Source organism: Shinella zoogloeoides, assembly GCF_003574625.1.
Taxonomy (GTDB): domain Bacteria; phylum Pseudomonadota; class Alphaproteobacteria; order Rhizobiales; family Rhizobiaceae; genus Shinella; species Shinella zoogloeoides_A.
In genome coordinates, this window is sequence record NZ_QNUJ01000005.1 from 143483 (window position 1) to 160405 (window position 16923).

22 protein-coding genes and 1 riboswitch are annotated in these 16923 nt (G+C 66.3%); of the genes, 1 reads left to right on the top strand and 21 read right to left on the bottom strand.

The genetic code is table 11. The annotated features are described in order from the left end of the window. Positions 1–9: 9 nt before the first annotated feature. Both DSD28_RS11450 and DSD28_RS11455 read right to left on the bottom strand, forming a co-directional pair. Positions 10–300: a DUF2218 domain-containing protein gene (locus tag DSD28_RS11450; RefSeq protein ID WP_119256531.1), complete on the bottom strand. Its 291-nt coding sequence runs from the start codon at positions 298–300 to the stop codon at positions 10–12. Then, positions 300–860 carry a PadR family transcriptional regulator gene (locus DSD28_RS11455; RefSeq protein WP_119256532.1) on the bottom strand — a complete coding sequence of 187 codons (561 nt, stop codon included), beginning with the start codon at positions 858–860 and terminating at the stop codon, positions 300–302. Before DSD28_RS11455 ends, DSD28_RS11450 begins: the two co-directional genes overlap by 1 nt. Before the next feature lie 129 nt (positions 861–989). On the opposite strand from DSD28_RS11455, the gene tsaA reads away from it, so the two are divergent. Continuing rightward, the gene (tsaA, locus tag DSD28_RS11460; RefSeq protein WP_119256780.1) at positions 990–1511 is read left to right on the top strand and encodes a tRNA (N6-threonylcarbamoyladenosine(37)-N6)-methyltransferase TrmO; all 522 of its coding nucleotides are present in this window, start codon (positions 990–992) and stop codon (positions 1509–1511) included. On the opposite strand, the gene DSD28_RS11465 is transcribed toward tsaA, so the two are convergent. From DSD28_RS11465 to DSD28_RS11555, 19 genes are all read right to left on the bottom strand, one after another. Further along, positions 1508–1720 carry a TOBE domain-containing protein gene (locus tag DSD28_RS11465; RefSeq protein WP_119256533.1) on the bottom strand — a complete coding sequence of 71 codons (213 nt, stop codon included), beginning with the start codon at positions 1718–1720 and terminating at the stop codon, positions 1508–1510. The genes tsaA and DSD28_RS11465 overlap by 4 nt on opposite strands. A gap of 76 nt (positions 1721–1796) precedes the next feature. After that, complete coding sequence (locus tag DSD28_RS11470) at positions 1797–2402, bottom strand: thiamine phosphate synthase (RefSeq protein WP_119256534.1); 606 nt, start codon at positions 2400–2402, stop codon at positions 1797–1799. Continuing rightward, positions 2399–3172, bottom strand: coding sequence for a thiazole synthase (locus DSD28_RS11475; protein WP_119256535.1), 774 nt, complete (start codon positions 3170–3172; stop codon positions 2399–2401). Before DSD28_RS11475 ends, DSD28_RS11470 begins: the two co-directional genes overlap by 4 nt. Before the next feature lies 1 nt (position 3173). Beyond that, complete coding sequence (thiS, locus tag DSD28_RS11480; RefSeq protein WP_119256536.1) at positions 3174–3371, bottom strand: sulfur carrier protein ThiS; 198 nt, start codon at positions 3369–3371, stop codon at positions 3174–3176. Then, complete coding sequence (gene thiO / locus DSD28_RS11485; protein ID WP_205536196.1) at positions 3368–4345, bottom strand: glycine oxidase ThiO; 978 nt, start codon at positions 4343–4345, stop codon at positions 3368–3370. Before thiO ends, thiS begins: the two co-directional genes overlap by 4 nt. Positions 4346–4347: 2 nt before the next feature. Next, entirely contained in the window at positions 4348–6159 is a 1812-nt protein-coding gene (gene thiC / locus DSD28_RS11490; protein WP_119256538.1) for a phosphomethylpyrimidine synthase ThiC, read from the bottom strand. 91 nt (positions 6160–6250) lie between these two features. After that, a riboswitch (TPP riboswitch) is annotated at positions 6251–6367 on the bottom strand. Between the two features lie 276 nt (positions 6368–6643). Then, positions 6644–7360, bottom strand: coding sequence for a Bax inhibitor-1/YccA family protein (locus DSD28_RS11495; RefSeq protein WP_119256539.1), 717 nt, complete (start codon positions 7358–7360; stop codon positions 6644–6646). Positions 7361–7391: 31 nt separating this feature from the next. Beyond that, on the bottom strand, positions 7392–8165 hold the full coding sequence (locus DSD28_RS11500; RefSeq protein ID WP_119256540.1) for an anti-sigma factor family protein: 774 nt from the start codon (positions 8163–8165) through the stop codon (positions 7392–7394). Next, the gene (locus DSD28_RS11505; RefSeq protein ID WP_119256541.1) at positions 8152–8697 is read right to left on the bottom strand and encodes a sigma-70 family RNA polymerase sigma factor; all 546 of its coding nucleotides are present in this window, start codon (positions 8695–8697) and stop codon (positions 8152–8154) included. The genes DSD28_RS11500 and DSD28_RS11505 overlap by 14 nt, the downstream gene beginning before the upstream one ends. A 54-nt stretch (positions 8698–8751) precedes the next feature. After that, entirely contained in the window at positions 8752–9189 is a 438-nt protein-coding gene (locus tag DSD28_RS11510; protein ID WP_119256542.1) for a YqaA family protein, read from the bottom strand. A 284-nt stretch (positions 9190–9473) separates the two neighbouring features. Next, the gene (locus DSD28_RS11515; protein ID WP_119256543.1) at positions 9474–9698 is read right to left on the bottom strand and encodes a hypothetical protein; all 225 of its coding nucleotides are present in this window, start codon (positions 9696–9698) and stop codon (positions 9474–9476) included. Positions 9699–9805: 107 nt separating this feature from the next. After that, positions 9806–10522, bottom strand: coding sequence for a TfuA-like protein (locus tag DSD28_RS11520; protein WP_119256544.1), 717 nt, complete (start codon positions 10520–10522; stop codon positions 9806–9808). Then, on the bottom strand, positions 10519–11706 hold the full coding sequence (locus DSD28_RS11525; RefSeq protein ID WP_119256545.1) for a YcaO-like family protein: 1188 nt from the start codon (positions 11704–11706) through the stop codon (positions 10519–10521). The genes DSD28_RS11520 and DSD28_RS11525 overlap by 4 nt, the downstream gene beginning before the upstream one ends. Further along, the gene (locus DSD28_RS11530) at positions 11703–11963 is read right to left on the bottom strand and encodes a hypothetical protein (protein ID WP_119256546.1); all 261 of its coding nucleotides are present in this window, start codon (positions 11961–11963) and stop codon (positions 11703–11705) included. Before DSD28_RS11530 ends, DSD28_RS11525 begins: the two co-directional genes overlap by 4 nt. Before the next feature lie 30 nt (positions 11964–11993). Further along, on the bottom strand, positions 11994–13802 hold the full coding sequence (locus tag DSD28_RS11535; RefSeq protein WP_119256547.1) for a hypothetical protein: 1809 nt from the start codon (positions 13800–13802) through the stop codon (positions 11994–11996). A gap of 6 nt (positions 13803–13808) precedes the next feature. Next, complete coding sequence (locus DSD28_RS11540) at positions 13809–14252, bottom strand: helix-turn-helix domain-containing protein (protein WP_119256548.1); 444 nt, start codon at positions 14250–14252, stop codon at positions 13809–13811. 140 nt (positions 14253–14392) lie between these two features. Continuing rightward, the gene (locus DSD28_RS11545) at positions 14393–15154 is read right to left on the bottom strand and encodes an amino acid ABC transporter ATP-binding protein (RefSeq protein ID WP_119256549.1); all 762 of its coding nucleotides are present in this window, start codon (positions 15152–15154) and stop codon (positions 14393–14395) included. After that, entirely contained in the window at positions 15151–15831 is a 681-nt protein-coding gene (locus DSD28_RS11550) for an amino acid ABC transporter permease (RefSeq protein WP_119256550.1), read from the bottom strand. Before DSD28_RS11550 ends, DSD28_RS11545 begins: the two co-directional genes overlap by 4 nt. A 102-nt stretch (positions 15832–15933) precedes the next feature. Then, complete coding sequence (locus DSD28_RS11555; RefSeq protein WP_119256551.1) at positions 15934–16707, bottom strand: amino acid ABC transporter substrate-binding protein; 774 nt, start codon at positions 16705–16707, stop codon at positions 15934–15936. Positions 16708–16923: the final 216 nt, after the last annotated feature.

A 16923-nucleotide genomic window follows, 5' to 3' on the forward strand; every position in this document is an offset into this window, starting at 1 on the left:
CCAGGCCGGTCAGGCGTCCTGCCAGTCCACCTGCAGTTCCTCGCGGAAGGCGAAGCGGACGAGGTGGCGGATCACCACGTCCTTCAACTGCTCCATGTCCTCCGCCTTGGGCGCGGCAAGGTCGATATGCAGCGCCGCGCCGTCCGCCTTCAGCCGGCATTCGCCGATGGAGAAGGTGATCTCTCCGTCATGCTCGTCGAACTTCACGGGCAGCTTGTGGGCGAAATGCTTGCAGAGCTGCTGCAGGTAGCGGCTTGCCTGTTCGGTGGCGATGGCGGTCTTGCTCGTTGCGGCGGTCATCAGCTTTTCTCCACGGTCTGGGCGGCAAGGTCGAGCGCGGCGGCGATGGCGGCTGCCGCCTCCTCGCTCACGTCTCCCCGGCGGAGGCGAAGCCGCATGGCGAGTTTCAGGTTTTCCATGGCGCGCACGACCGGGGCGGGCACGCCTTCGCGGCCGCGCGGTCCGCCGCTGCCGGCGCGCGCCATGAGCTCGTCGATGGCCGCGCGGTTGGCAGCGAGGAAGGCCTTGCCTTCCGGCGTGATGCTGTAACGCTTGCGGCCGCCTTCGGCCGGTTCGATCACGGCATAGCCCATGTCATCCAGCCAGGAGAGCGTCGGATAGATGACGCCCGGGCTCGGGCTGTAGCTGCCGCCGAAGCGTTCCTCGATGGTCTTGATCAGCTCATAGCCATGGCTCGGCGCATCGGCGATGATGGCGAGCAGCAAGAGGCGCAGCTCGCCGTAGTCGAAGAGGCGTCCGCCGTGGCGGCCACCCCGGCCGGGGCCATGATGGCGGCCGCGATGGAAGGGACCCGAACGATCGTCGGGCGGTGAAAAGTGGCGGTGAGGGCCGCATCCCATTCTGTGTCTCATGGTCCCGATATAAATCCCGATATATCTGGAATCAAGATATATCGAGATTTATATCTTTAAAAAGTTTTCGGCGGCCGCTAACGTCGTATTTTAGAAAATATAACGATGGAGATGAGCATGGTCCGGCTGAACGAAATCCGCAGGAACGAGGTCGCGATCACGCCGCCGGAAACGGCGGATGCGCAGCTCGTCTTCATCGGCCGGATTTCGACGCCCTGGACCGCACGCATGGAAACGCCGCGGCAGGGGCGTCATGACGGACCGGTCTGCACTATCGAGATCTTCGAGCCCTGGGTGCAGGCCTTGACGGGTGTCGAGCGGTTCGAGCGGCTGGAAGTGCTTTACTGGCTGCACCAGTCGCGCCGCGACCTCGTGCTGCAGAGCCCGGCGTCGAACGGCGAGGTGCACGGCACCTTCTCGCTGCGTTCGCCCGTGCGGCCGAACCCGATCGGAACCTCGATCGTCGTGTTGGAGAAGATCGAAGGCAATCGCCTCTTCGTGCGCGGCCTCGATTGCCTCGACGGCACGCCGTTGATCGACCTGAAGCCGGACCGCACGCTCTTCAAGCCGATCGCACCGCCCCAGCCGGGCGATTTCGAGACCGGCCAGGCGCAGATGTGCAGGAAGGCCGGCGATTAGTCGTCGACGGCGACCATCACGTCGGAGGCCTTGACGACCGCATAGGCTTCCTGCCCGGCGGCAAGGCCGAGCTCGTTGACGGCTTCGTTGGTGATCGAGGCGGTGATGATCGAACCGCCGCCGACATCGATGCGGACATGGGCGGTGGTCGCGCCGAGAGTGACTTCGACGATCTTGCCCTTGAGGCGGTTGCGCGCGCTGATCTTCATGCAATGCTCCTGTGGTTGCTACCTGCAAACTAGCATCGCGGCGCCGAAAGGAAAGGTCCGTAACCGCAGCCGGCGATCATCGCCAGCGGGCGGTGCGCTCGATCCATTCTCGGGTACGGGCCTCCGGGTCGGCATTCAGCGTGATGTCGGTGACGACGGCGGCGCTGTCGGCGCCGTTCTCGAAGACAGCGGAGAGGCGATCCGGATTGAGGCCGCCGATGGCGACGAGGGGAAGCGGCGCGATGCGGGCCTTCCAGTCGGCGAGGCGCTCGACGCCCTGCGGCGCCCATTTCATCTTCTTCAGGATCGTCGGCCAGACGGGGCCGAGCGCAATGTAATCGGGCCGTGCGGCGAGCGCCGTTTCAAGCTCCGCCGCGTCATGGGTGGAAAGGCCGAGCTTCATGCCGCTCGCGCGGATGGCGGCGATGTCGGCCCCGGCAAGGTCCTCCTGCCCGAGATGCACGAAGTCGCAGCCCTCCTCGATGGCGATTTGCCAGTAATCGTTGACGATGAGCTGGCAGCCCCCGGCGGCGCAGGCCGTTTTCGCGCGGCGGATTTCCGCGCGCAGGCGATCCTCCGGCAGGTCCTTCATGCGTAGCTGCACGAGCCTGACGCCGAGTGGCACGAGCCGCTCGATCCAGTCGGCGCTGTCGACGATGAGGTAGAAGGGATCGAGCTTCATGAAAAGACGGCCTTTCCGATGACGGGAGTGGAGGGGACGGCCATGTCGCGCGGCTCGAGCGGCACCGCCGCATGGGCGAGGCGGCCGGCCGCAATGGCGAGCGCAAAGGCTTCCGCCATGGCGGCGGGATCGCCCGCGCCGGCGACGGCGGTGTTGAGCAGCACGGCATCGTAGCCGTGCTCCATGACGGTGGCGGCATGCGATGGGCGGCCGATGCCGGCATCGACGATCAGCGGAATATCCGGGAAATGCGCGCGGAAGGCGCGCAGCGCCATCGGGTTGACCGGCCCCATGGCCGAGCCGATGGGCGCGCACCAGGGCATCAGCACCCGGCAGCCGGCCTCCAGCAGCCTTTCGGCGACGACAAGGTCGTCGGTCGTATAGGGGAAGACCTGAAAGCCTTCGCCGGTCAGGATGCGCGCCGCCTCGACGAGGCCGAAGACATCGGGCTGGAGCGTGTCGTGATGGCCGATCACCTCCAGCTTGATCCAGTCGGTGCGGAAGACCTCGCGCGCCATCTTCGCCGTCAGCACGGCTTCCTTGACGCTGTGGCAGCCGGCGGTGTTGGGCAGCACGCGCACGCCGAGCTCCCCGATCAGTTCGAAAAAGGCGCCGCCCGCCTTGCCGCCGGCATTTTCCCGGCGCAGGGAAACCGTGACGATCTCCGCCTTCGAGCGCCGCACAGCCTCCGCGAGAATGGCCGGGGAGGGGTAGCGCGCGGTGCCGAGCAGCAGCCGGGAGCCGACCTCGGCATCGTAGAGTTTCAGCATGTCAGCCTCCCTGCATGGGGGAAAGGATCTCGACGCGGTCGCGCTCGCCGAGCGGGAAGGCGGCGCGGTCCTCGCGGTGCACCAGCTCGCCGTTCACTGCCGTCGCCAGCCAGTCGCCTTCGTAGTCGAGGGCGGAGAGGAGATCGGCGAGCGTCGCGGCGGCGACTTCCTGTTCCTCGCCGTTGATGATGAGGGTCATGATGCCTTCCTTTCGAATTGCCTCTGGCGAAGGAGGATGCGGGCGACCTCGCCGGCCATGGCGGGCGCCAGCAGGAAGCCGTGCCGGTAGAGGCCGTTCACATGGATGGTCTCGCCATCCTCGCTCACGCGTGGAAGATTGTCGGGATAGGCCGGGCGGATGCCCGCGCCGGTCTCCACGAGCCGCGCCTCGCCGAAGGCCGGATGCAGGGCATAGGCGGCGTTCAGCAGCTCCATCAGCGAGCGGGCGGTGACGGGGCCGGCATCGTCGCTCTCGATCATCGTCGCGCCGACCATGAAGCGGCCCGCCTCCCGCGGCACAATATAGATCGGATGGCGGGGGTGGAGCAGGCGGACGGGGCGGGACAGGCGAATCTCGGCGGTTTCGAGGCCGAGCATTTCGCCGCGCACGCCCCGCAGGCCCGGCAGGCGGCCGATCCGCGCCGCGCCGGTGCAGTCGATCACCCGGTCATGGCCACCGGCCTTGCCGCCCGCGCCGAAGAGGAAGCGCATGCGCGCCTCCTCGAGGCTGGCGGTCAGCGCCGCCAGCGCCTGCCGCGGATCGAGATGGGCTTCCTCGCGGAAGAACAGCGCCCGGCGGAAGCGGCCGGCAAGGTCCGGCTCCAGCGCGGCGATGGCCGCCTCGTCCAGCCATTCCCAGCCGCTCGTCCGTCCGGCGAAGCGTTCGAGCTCGCCGGCATCGCGGCCGGCGGCGACGACCAGCGTGCCCTTGCGATGCACATGGCCGGGGAGCGCGGCTTCCCACCAGTCGGCGGCAAGGCGGCCGAGCGCCAGCACCTCTTCCTCGGCGCTTTCCCGCTCGCACCAGGGCGCGAGCATGCCGCCGGCAAAGCCGGAGGCGCCGAGGCCCGCCCTTTCCCGGCTTTCCGAAATGGTGACGTCGAAGCCGTGGCGGTAGAGCTGCCAGGCGGTGGCAAGGCCGGCGACGCCGGCGCCCTTGACGAGGATGCGCATGGTCATTCTCCCGAAAGCGGCATGTAGAGGTCGCCGCCCTCGCGGAATTTCGCGGCCATGGCCTCCAGTCCCTCCTTCTGCGCCTCGGCGCGGATATCGTGCGAGATGCGCATGGAGCAGAATTTCGGGCCGCACATGGAGCAGAAATGCGCGACCTTGTGCGCCTCCTTGGGCAGCGTCTCGTCATGGAAGGCACGGGCCGTCTCCGGGTCGAGCGAGAGGTTGAACTGGTCCTCCCAGCGGAACTCGAAGCGGGCGCGCGACAGCGCGTCGTCGCGGATCTTCGCGGCCGGATGGCCCTTGGCAAGATCGGCGGCATGGGCGGCGATCTTGTAGGTGATGACGCCGACCTTCACGTCGTCGCGGTCGGGCAGGCCGAGATGTTCCTTGGGCGTGACGTAGCAGAGCATGGCCGTGCCGAACCAGCCGATCATCGCCGCGCCGATGCCCGAGGTGATGTGGTCGTAGCCGGGCGCGATGTCCGTCGTCAGCGGGCCGAGCGTGTAGAACGGGGCCTCGCCGCAGGTCTTCAGCTGCTTGTCCATGTTCTCCTTGATCTTGTGCATCGGCACATGGCCGGGGCCTTCGATCATGACCTGGCAGTCCTTCGCCCAAGCGATCTGCGTCAGTTCGCCGAGCGTTTCGAGTTCGGCGAACTGCGCGGCGTCGTTGGCGTCGGCGATCGAGCCGGGGCGCAGGCCGTCGCCGAGCGAGAAGGTGACGTCATAAGCGCGGGCGATGTCGCAGATTTCCTCGAAATGCTCGTAGAGGAAGCTTTCCTTGTGGTGATGCAGACACCACTTGGCCATGATCGAGCCGCCGCGCGAGACGATGCCGGTGACGCGGTTCACCGTCAGCGGAATGTAGTGCAGCCGCACGCCGGCATGGATGGTGAAATAGTCGACGCCCTGCTCGGCCTGTTCGATCAGCGTGTCGCGGTAGACCTCCCAAGTCAGGTCCTCGGCGATGCCGTTCACCTTCTCCAGCGCCTGGTAGAGCGGCACGGTGCCGATGGGGACCGGCGAGTTGCGGATGATCCATTCGCGGATATTGTGGATGTTGCGGCCGGTCGAAAGGTCCATGACCGTATCGGCGCCCCAGCGGATCGCCCAGACCATCTTCTCCACCTCTTCCGCCATGGAGGAGGTGACGGCGGAATTGCCAATATTGGCGTTGATCTTCACCAGGAAGTTGCGGCCGATGATCATAGGCTCGGCTTCCGGGTGGTTGATGTTGGCGGGGATGACGGCCCGGCCGCTCGCCACTTCCTGCCGCACGAATTCCGGCGTCACGAAATCCGGGATATGCGCGCCGAAGCTCTCGCCGTCACGGGCAAGCGCTTCCCTCGCCGCCTTGCGGCCGAGGTTTTCGCGGATGGCGATGAATTCCATCTCGGGCGTGACGATGCCGGCGCGGGCATAGGCGAGCTGCGTCACCGCCTTGCCGTCCGTCGCGCGGCGCGGGCGGCTCAGCACCGGGAATTCCGGTGTCAGGCGCTCGCCGGTGGCAAAGCCGTTGTCCTCGGGGCGGACGTGGCGGCCGTCATAGGCTTGCGTATCGCCGCGGGCAGCGACCCAGCCTTCGCGAAGGCGGGGCAGGCCGCCCTCGATGGAAACGACATGGGCGGGATCGGTATAGGGGCCGGAGGCGTCGTAGACGACGACCGGCGGTTCGCCGGAGGTCGGGTGCAGGGCGATCTCGCGCATCGGCACGCGGATGTCCGGGTGTCGTTCGCCGGGAATGTGGATCTTCCGCGAGGCGGGAAGGGCGCCCGTCGTGACGGTGGGGGTGAGCTTTTGAGCGGCAATATTCATCGTGAGGCTCCAAGTTTTCGTTTGGAGACCCAGTCCTAGAGCCGGAATGATGGAAGGACGCGGGAGACGGAATCCGGGTTGCGGATAGCCTGCCACAGCGCTTGCACCGTCCCTACGCCAGTATGAACTGGATCAGGTTCAACGGGTCACTGCGCTGCGAATGCCAGCAGTATCTCAGCCCCTTGTCGGGACCCCCCTGGTGAATGTCCCAAGCAAAGACGCTGCGTGGAGATTTGTCAACGGGGTAATTTGCGTAAGTTATTTCTTACGTTTTGTTGCGCCGCATTCTGTCTTTTCCTGCGTCATGCTCGGGCCTGTCCCGAGCATCTGCCAACGTCCCGGGTTTTGATGCGTTGGTAGATTCTCGGCTCAAGGTCGAGGATGACGACGGTAAGTGTGGAGCGGTTGATGGCAAAAAGAAACGGCGGGGTCTTGCCCCGCCGTTCCCTTCGAGCCGCTGATTAAGAGTCAGCTGCTCTAACGACTATTCGCGCTCGCCGGTGAAGTTCAGCAGGAGCTGGAAGATGTTGACGAAGTTGAGGTAGAGCGACAGCGCGCCGAACACGGCCATCTTCTGCTGCGACTCGTGGCCGATATTTTCCGCATACTGCTCCTTGATGTTCTGCGTGTCCCAGGCGGTGAGGCCGACGAAGACGAGGATGCCGATCACCGAGACGGCGAACTGCAGGGCGCTGGAGCCGAGGAAGATGTTGACGATGGAGGCGATGATCACGCCGATGAGACCCATCATCAGAAACGAGCCGAACTTCGAGAGATCGCGCTTCGTCACGTAGCCGTAGAGGCTGGTGGCGCCGAACATGGTGGCGGCGATGAAGAAGGTGCGGGCGATGCTCATGCCGGTGAAGACGAGGAACACCGAGGCGAGCGACAGGCCCATGACGGCGCAGAAGGCCCAGAAGGTCATCTGCGCGGCGTTGGCCGACATGGTCTGGATCTTGAACGAGAAGAACAGGACGAAGGCGAGCGGGGCCAGCATCACCACCCATTTCAGCGGCGAGGAGAAGATCGGCACGTAGAGCGCCGGCGTCGAGCCGACGACGAAGGCGATGAGACCGGTGATGACGAGGCCGGCGCCCATGTAGTTGTAGACGCGCAGCATGTGCTGGCGCAGGCCCTCGTCGAAGAGGGCGGCCGACTGCGCCTGGGCGCCATAGCCGAAACGCTGTTGTACGGGTTCCATCGAGAATCTCCTTCGGTCTGGAAGCGGTTGATCAGTGGAGCGTGCGGGAAAGGTCCCGTGCGGTGTCCGCCAGGTCGTCGGCCTTGCGGCTTTCCGACACCAGCGCATAGGCGGCGTCGCCGATCTGCCAATAGGCGGCCCGGGCGTTGTCGGCATGGAAGAGCAGGACGTGCTGCACGGCGAAGGAACCGGGGCGCACGGCGAAGAGCGACAGGCGCTCCCCCTTCGCCGGTTCCAGCACCAGCTCGACGCTCGGGCCGTAGGCGGAGGGGAAGACCTGCGTGTCGATGACGGTCCAGCCCTTCGGCAGGTCCGGCAGCACGATGGCCGTCGCCGAGCGGATCTCCGCCGGGTCGAAGGTCTCGATTTCCGGCTGCGAGGTCATGCTGTCGCGCAGCAGCGTCGTCCGGTGCGCGCGCACGGCCTCCTCGACGAAGGCGGGCGGCGGCGTGGAGGCGACGACCTGCGTCGCGCCGAAGGGCCCGAGCGCCGCATGGGCGACCCAGCCTGCCGCGATGAAGAGCGCGATGGCGGCGGCGCGGCGGAAGACGGAGAAGACGCGGCGATGCGACAGCGCCCGCTCGAGAAGCCGCGCGGCCTCGCGGGTTTCCTGCCGTGTCACGGTGCGATGGTCGGCGAGCGCGAGGCGCAGTTCGTCGCGCACGCGCAGGTCCTTCATGATCTGTGCGGCCACTTCCGGCCGTTCGGAGAGATAGGCCTCGACCTCGATGCGCCGGCCGACGGCGAGCTGGTCGTCGACATAGGCGTTGAGGTCGGTTTCGAGGATGGGGTCATTGCTTGTCATCGCCGGTGCCTCCGACAATCCTGAGATGGGTGACGGGTGCGGCGCTGCCGCCCTGTTCGAAGCTGCGCAGCCGCTGGCGGGCGCGGGCGACGCGCGACATCAGCGTGCCGACCGGGATGCCGAGCGTATCGGCGGCCTCCTGATAGGAAAGCTCCTCGATGGCGACGAGATGCAGCGCCGCGCGCTGCTCCTCCGGCAGGCCGAAGAAGGCGTCGCGCAGCTGGGTGAGCCGCACCGAATGATCCTGATTGGCCGGCGCGGAGGTCTCCGCGATCTCGGCCGCCGCATCGTGGCGGCGCTGCTGCGAGCGGCGCTGGCGCAGGCGGTCGATATGGGCATTGTGCAGGATCGACATCAGCCAGTTGCGGACATTCGCGCCGGTGCGGAAGGTCGACTGCCGCTCATAGGCTTTCACCAGCGCGTCGTGCACGAGGTCTTCCGCCTCGTCCGGATTGCGGACGAGCGACAGGGCGTAGCGCCTCAGCGCCGCAAGCTGTCCGATCACGTTGAAGCCGGGTGTCTTTCCGTTCATGCCCCAATATACGAGCACCGGGCGACGCTCATTCCATCGCCTTGCGAAAAAAGTTCAAAGCCAGTGCAGCACGACGGCGGCAAGCGCGATGTAGCGGCCGAACTTGGCGAGCGAGACGACGAGGAGGAAGCGGCCGAAGGGCTCGCGCATGATGCCGGCCGCGACCGTCAGCGGATCGCCGATGACGGGCATCCAGCTGAGTAGCAGGCTCCACCAGCCATAGCGGCGATACCAGTTTCCGGCGCGCTCCAGGGATTTCTCGGAGACGGGAAACCAGCGGGCATCGCGAAAGCGTTCGATACCCCGGCCGAGCAGCCAGTTGATCACCGAGCCCAGCACGTTGCCGATGCCGGCGACGAGAATGAGCAGGGCGGGCGTGTAGCTCTTCGATGCCAGCAAGCCGGCCAGCACCGCCTCCGACTGGGCGGGCAGGATGGTGGCGGCGATCAGGGCGGCGAGAAAGAGGCCGCCATAGGCGGCAAGCGCGCTCACCGCCGGTCGGCGGCCTGGCCGCTCCGTTGTTCCCTGCTGTCCATGCCGCCTCCGCCTTGGTCCGGCAGCTTTCGTAAACGGTGCCGTCCTATGGAGGAAGGGGAGGATGGTCTTTTGCTGGCATCAGCGGCAATCGGTAGCGGCAAAGGTGCTCTGCCGCACGCGATATTGAAGGCCCTGTCCGCACTATCGTTGAAACGGTCGCGAGGATCGGCGGCGGCCCGCCTGGTTCGGGCCGCCGACGCGATCGGCGCCGTGGAGGAACGGCGGCCGGCTTCAGCCGGTCAGCAGAGCGCCGACCGGTTCATCAGCATGATGTCGTTCGTGGTCAGCGTCATGCGGGACGGTTCGTCGATCTCGTCCAGCACGGCCCGCAATGCCTTGTCCAGGCAGAATTCGACGATTTCGGCATCCAGCGTCTTCGCCGATTCCAGCGCGAAGGCGACAAGACGCGCCAGCGCCATCAGTTCGTTGCCCCGGTCTTCGACCTCGTTCGTTTCGATTCTCATGTCTTGCGCCCCCGCAATTTCTCAAGCCCTGCACAAAGTATAGGCGTGACGCGCCCTTTTCGCGCGTGACTCAGGCGTGACACACGCGGAATGGGAAATTGCACGTTCTACTGCGTTTTGGGTTGATGGGCGGCGGTGCGCCAGAGCGAGGTGGCCCGGAACGTCCAGTCCGCGTGTTTTGCAGGGCTTTGCGGCTGGAAATCGTGAAGGGCCTGCAGCAGGGCGAGGGCATCCTCGCGTTTCCGGTTCACCGTTTCTACATGGAAAAGTTGCAGGAAATCCTTGCGGAACGCGGCCAGTCCGGCCCTTTCCACGATCGCCGCCCAGGTCCGGTCCTTGTAGAAGAGAGCGGATGCGGCTGCGCGCAGGCTTGATATGTGAGCCTTATCAATAGCCTGGAGATCGCCGAGGCGATCCAGCGTCGCATCGACATTGACCATGGGTAGCGAAAGGGCGGGATAGCCGAGTTCGGCCGGGCCGTGCAGCAGGGCGACATCCGCGTCGTCGATGCGCCGGCCGCTGGCATAGTCCTCGTAGATGCGGCCGATGCCGACCATGCCGAAGCCGTCGCATTCGGCCGCGCGGAGCGCGCCCATGCTCGCCGCGCCGAAGACGGCGACGCCCGTCTCCAGCGCGTGGAGGATTTCCTTGTGCCAGACGGGGGCGACATGTTCGAAATTGCCGTCGATCAGGCCGATGGCGGCGGCCCCGGCCCTTGTTGCCGAGAGGACGTCGCCATGGGCCGCGGGCGGGCGAACCTCGATGCCGTGGCCGCAAAGCGTGGCGGCATCCGGCAGGCTGGGGCCGACGAAGACGATCTTCATGGCATTGCGAACAGCATGCGCGAGAGGGCGCGCGGGCCGACGGCATGCCGGCGCGCGCCCTCGGGGTTCTCAAGCGCCGGCACGATCATCTTGACCACGGAAACGGGCAGCGACGCATCGCCGAGCGGCACCGCCACGACCGGCGCGATGCTGCTGGCGGCGAGTTTTTTGAGGCACCATTCAAGCAATCCGGCGGCATCGCCTTCCGGCGCCGGATAGGTTGGGGCGGCGCCGGGCGCTGCCTCGAAAAGGGCGCGGGTTTCCGCCGCGAGCGGTCGGCTGAAGGTCTCGGCGAAGAGATCGTCCCGCGCGCCGCTGATATAGGTGAGGCGCGATTGCGCGACTTCCGTCAGCGCGCGGATGACGGCGCGCGCCGCGACGGGATGGGTGCCGTAGCCGATCGTCACGTCATGGAACAGCGGCTGCCTGCGGGCAAGGATGCCGGCTTCGGCAAGCACCGCCGCATAGGTGGGCACGGCAAGGTCGCTGGTGATGTCGAAGAGGCGAAGGTCCAGCCCCGCTTCCCTAAAGCGCGCGACAAGCGCTTCGGCGACGGGGTCCGCGATATGCGCCGGGTCTATCGCCGCCGCAAGACGCTTTTGCCGGGGAAGCAGACGCCACAAGCGATCGGCATCGCGCTCGATGCGCTCCAGCAGGCCATGCAGGATCGCCTCGGTTTCCGAATTGCCGGAGGCCAGGCCATCCGAGGATTGCCAGAAACGCGGCGTTTCCTCCGTGCGGTCGAGGATCACCGCCTCGCGCGGCACCCAGATGCGCTCGCCCGTCGCGACGTCGTGTCCTGCCAGCCAGTCGATCACCTCGTCCTCGCCGACGAAGGGCTGGCCGGCCGCTATGAAGATGTCGAGCGGCAGGCACGTTTCCCCTGCCTCAGAGAAGGCGCGGCGGCAGGAACGGCGTGCGCGCACGAGCGGGTCGCCGGCGACGGCCCGCTCCAGCGCCTCCATGGCGGCGGAGACTTTCGCGTCGATATCCGTGATGCCCTTGCCCTGGTTGATGACGATCGAGCGGGCATTGGGGCTCACCGCATTCCAGACCGGGATGCCGAGGCGGTCGAGCCCCGTCAGGCGGGAAAGCCGGGTGATGCCGAACCGAGGCAGCAGCGCCCCGATCCGGCTCCAGGTCTCTTCCGGGCCGCAGATCCGGTCGGAACAGGGCCGGCTCACTTGTCCATGAAGCCGCCGGAAGCGTCCATGAATCCGCCCGAGACATCCATGAAACCGCCGGAAACCGCATCCGCCGAGGAGGCGAGGGCGGCAAGGTTCACGCCCTTGGTGATCGTCGCGCCGGCCTTGCGCAGGTCGTCCGCGGCCTTCAGCGCGCCGCCCGAGGGAACGCCGATCTGCGTCACCGTGCCGGCGTCGAGGTCCGCGACCCAGAGCCCGTCATCTCCCTCAATGCCCAAAACAACCAGTCGCGCCATGTTCAGTCCCTCCCTCGTTCGGTTGAATTCTCAGAACCCCGCCTTTTTCAGGCCTTCATAATACTGCTGTCGTTGCCACTCTTCCTTGAAGGGGACGATCTTCATCCAGGCCTCGACGTCGAAGTTCGGATGGACGACGTAGGTGCGGCGCACGAAATGCCGCGCTTTCTTCATGTCCCCGAGCATGCTCCAGCAGGCGGCCGAAAGACGGTCGACCGGCGTGCGGTCCTTCATGCGGGCGATATAGTCGAGCGCCTGCTCATAGAGGCCGAGCGAATAGCTGGCACCGGCGGCGGTCCAGAAATATTCGTCGGGGGAGAGCGGGTTGAGGTCGATGGCGTGCTCGATCTTCCGGAGGCCGAGATCGGGCCGGGACGCCTGCACCAGCGTATCGGCATAGCTCGCGATGACATTGGCATGGTGCGGGCTCAGTGCCTCGGCCTGGTCGAGATAGGCGGCGCTTTCGTCGAACTGGCGGGCGTAGAGCTTCACGACGCCGAGCTCGCGGTAGCCGGAGGGCAGCCGCTCGTCGGTCCTGATGGTCTGCGCCGCATAGTCCTCCGCCTGCTGCAGCAATTCGCCGTCGCCGCGCGCGGTCACCAGCCATTCGAGGAAGTAGCTGCGCGCGAGGCCGCCGAGGGCGGGTGCGAAATCGGCGCTCGTCTGCAGCGCCTCGCGGAAGCTCTTGCGGGCGCGGCGGATGTCGCGCAGGTCGAGGTTCTTCAACTGACCCTGGCCGACGAGGAAGGTGCGGTAGGCATCGGCGTTGCGCTCGTAATCGCCGCGCACCAGCTCGTTGTGCTCGATCTCCGTGGCGATGGCACCGGCGATCTGGTGGGCGATCATCTGGCGGGAGCGGGCGAGCCCCTCGGCCGACAGCGGAAAGCGCTCGGCCCAGATGACCTCGTCGCTGCCGAAGAAGATGAGCTGGGCGAAGAGCGTGTGGCCGTCGCCCTCGTCGCGCAGGCGCGTTTCCAGGATATAGCTGATCTTGTGGCGTTCGTAGGTGGTGGCCCGGTCCGCCTGCCGCGAGATCTGCGCGGCGGTATGCGGCGCGATGATCGAGATCGAACGCAGCGCGCAGAGCCCGATCGTCACGTCCTCGATCAGGGCCTCGGCAAAGCGCGCCGCCGCGCGCGAGCCATGCGCCGTGGCCGGCGGCAGCAGCACGACGCGGGGCGGGTTCTGCCGCGGCAGCGCGATGCCGGCTTCATCCGGCGTCAGGATCTGCATGGACGGCTGAACGGTCATGAGCGCCGCCGGCGTTGCCGGCCGGCCGGTGAGAACCGCCCGCACCTCCTCGTCCTGCGGATTGGCCTCCAGCAGGCGGAGGGCGGCGGACGAGCGGACCTGCCGTGCGGCGCCGCTGTCGGCCGCCCTGTCGAGCAGGGCCTGGCGCAACAACGCCATATGGGCCGTCCGCTGCAGCGCGATCCAGTTGACGAGCGCGCGGTTGACCGGCTTGACGTGCTTGAGGAAATCCTCGGTAAGGAGGCCCGCCAGAATGGCAAGGCCCGCATCCTGCCGCAGCTTTGCGACATCGCTTTCGACCGGATCCGGCCCGAGCGCGATGGCGGCGTCGGTGAAGGCGAGATAGGCGCGGCCGAGATCGCGCTGCCGCTTCTGGGCGCGCGAGACGGTCTGCCGCAGGCTGGCAAAGGCGGCGGCAGCGTTGCCGTCGTCCCAGAAAAGGCTCGCCGCGTCGGCCCTCGGCATTTCCGTCAGGCCGCGCGTCTTGAGATAACAGAGAATCAGCAGCGCCTTTTCGGGAAAGACGATGTCGTTACCGCCCTCGTCGAGCAGGCGAAGATGGCCCAGCGTCTGAAGCTGCGCCGGCATGTGCTATCAGATCCGCAGTTCCGATGCGCTGTCCGCACGTTCGCCCGCTTCCGCTCCGGCGCTCGCCTTGGAGAGCGCGGTCGCCAGCGCGATGATCGACTTGCGCACGCCGGCATCGTCGATCTTCAGGAAGGCGCGGTTGAGGTCGAGGCCTTCCTTGGAGGAGACGAAGGTGGAGACGTCGCCGGTCTCGTGGGCGACGCCTGCGGTCGGAACGGCGTTCTCGTCGTCCTGGAAGAAGAAGCTCGGCGGCACGCGGAAGACGTCGGAGATCGCCTGCAGACGGCTCGCGCTGATGCGGTTCGTGCCCTTTTCGTATTTCTGAACCTGCTGGAAGGTCACGCCCAGGCGATCGGCGAGCGCTTCCTGGCTCATGCCGACCATCAGGCGGCGCAGGCGCACGCGGGAGCCGACGAAGACGTCGATCGGGTTCGGTGTTTTCTTGGTCATGATACTTTCTCCCCTAGAGGGCATGCCGGGGCATACGATATCGGAATATGCCTTCACTGTGCTCGAATACCCGGCTCGATGCAACTGCCGCGGACCGGATTTCATCGCTACCGTAACGTGAGGCTGCGTGTACGCCGCCGCTATATGTCGTAGCTTTGCGGCGCGCTGAGCGAGGCGATGAACTTCTTCGTCCTATCCCGCTGGGGTGTCGAGAAGATGGCGCGGGGCGGGCCCTCCTCGACGATCACGCCGCCGTCGAGAAAGACGACGGCATCGGCGACGCGCGAGGCAAGGCGCAGGTCGTGGGTCGCCATCACCATGGTCGTTCCCTCACGGGCAAGGCGGCTCAGGACCTCCACGACTTCCTCGGCAAGCTCGGGGTCGAGCGCCGACGTCGGCTCGTCGCACAGCAGGACGCGTGGCGAGGGCGCGAGCGCCCGGGCGATGGCGACGCGCTGCTGCTGGCCGCCCGAAAGCGTCGCCGGCCAGGCATCCGCCTTGTGCGCCATGCCGACCTTTTCGAGAAGCTCCATCGCGCGGGCCCGGGCCTTGTCGGCCGGCCATTTCAGGACGGTGACGAGGCCTTCCATGACGTTGGCGATGGCGGTCTGGTGCGGGAAGAGCTGGAAGTTCTGGAAGACCATGCCGGTCTGGCGGCGCAACTTCTGGATCGCGTCCCAGCCGACCTTGCGGTCGGGGGCGAAATCGATCTTCTCCTCGCCGAGGCGGATCGAACCCGCGGTCGGGATTTCGAGCAGGTTGATGCAGCGCAGAAGCGTGCTCTTGCCGCCGCCGGAAGGGCCGACGAGGGCCGTCACGGTGCCTTCGGCCAGCCGCAGGCTGATGTCGCGCAGCACGACATTGTCGCCGAAGCGTTTCTCGATATGCGTGAGTTCGATCATGTGCGGGCCTCCAGGAAGCCGCCATAGCGGGCGAAGCGCTTTTCGAGCCGCACCTGCAGGGACGAGAGCACCGAGCTCAGCGCGAGATAGATCAGCGCCGCCTCGATATAGAGGATCAGCGGCTCGTAGGTGGTGGCGACGATGCGCTGGGCCGTCTGGAAGAGTTCCGGCACCGTGACGGCGGCGGCGAGCGAGGTGTCCTTGACCAGCGAGATGAAGGTGTTGGACAGCGGCGGCACGGCGACGCGCGTCGCCTGCGGCAGGATGGTGCGGCGCATCGCCTGCGACCAGCTCATGCCGATCGAATAGGCCGCTTCCCACTGGCCGCGCGGCACGGAGGAGATGACGGCGCGGATAATCTCCGACGTATAGGCGCCGACATTGAGCGTGAAGCCGATGAGGGCCGCCGGGAAGGCGTCGAGCAGGATGCCGACGCTCGGCAGGCCGTAGAAGATCACGAAGAGCTGTACCAGGAGCGGCGTGCCGCGGATCACCCAGACATAGAACCGCGCGACATCCGAGAACGGCCGCGGGGCGAAGAGCCGCACGACGGCGGTCAGCAGGCCGAGCGCGAGGCCGAGCACGAAGGAGGCGAGGGTGAGCGGAATGGTGAAGACGAGCGCGGCCCAGAGCAGGGGGGCAAGCGAGTCCAGCATCAGTTGAAGCCAGGGCGGCACGGGGGCGATCCTCCGAAATGCGGCTGGCCGGGTCATCCCCGGCCAGTTCGTCGGTCTATCTATATGTCAGGAACAGGCCGGCGCGAAGCGGCCGGTCGAAGATTACTTCGAGACGTCCTGGCCGAAATACTTGTCCGAAATCGCCTTGTAGGTGCCGTCGGCCTTGATCTCGGCGAGTGCCTTGTTGATCGCGTCCAGCAGTTCCGGCTCGCCCTTGCGGATGATGATGCCGGAATAGTCGGCGCCTTCCTGTTCGGCGGCGATCTTCACATTGGCGTCGGGCTTGTGCTTCTTGAAGTCGAGGAAGGACAGGCTGTCGTTGATCGTCGCGTCGGCGCGGCCGGTCAGGACGAGCTGGATCGACTGGTCGAAGCCGTCGGTGCCGACGAGCTCGGCGCCCGATCCTTCAGCGAGCTTGCCGAAGTTGCTGGTCAGCGACTGGGCGGACTTCTTGCCCTTGAGGTCGGCGAAGCCCTTGATGCTGTCGTCGTCGGCGCGCACGATCAGCACGGCCTTGGAGGCGATATAGGGCTCGGAGAAGTCGTATTTCTGCTTGCGCGCCTCGGTGATGCCGACCTGGTTGATCACGGCGTCGTAGCGGTTGGCGTCGAGGCCGGCGATCAGGCCGTCCCACTTGCCTTCCAGGAATTCGGCCTTCACGCCAAGCTTCTTGGCGACCGCCTCGCCGATCTCGACGTCGAAGCCGACCAGCTTGCCGTCCGTGTCATGGTAGGTGAAGGGGGCGTAGGTGCCTTCGGTGCCGATCTTCAGCGCGCCGGCCGACTGGACGGCGGCGAGGTTTTCACCGGCAAAGGCAGGGGCGAGAGCGGCGGCCTGCAGGGCCGCGGCGGCGGCAAGGGTCTTCAACCAGTTCATCTTGGGGACTCCGTTTCTGGCTCACATGTTCGATGGGCGATCAATCGCAGAAATCCATGAAAAACGATGGGCAGAAAACTGCGATTTATTTGGGCGAATGCAAATATTTTTCTCATCGGCGGCCGCTTACAGGCGGCGCCGGCGGCTTTTGAGCCCTTGCACGGTGACAATCGATAGACGGGACGAAGGATGAAAGATCGTCGAGGAAGGGCCGAT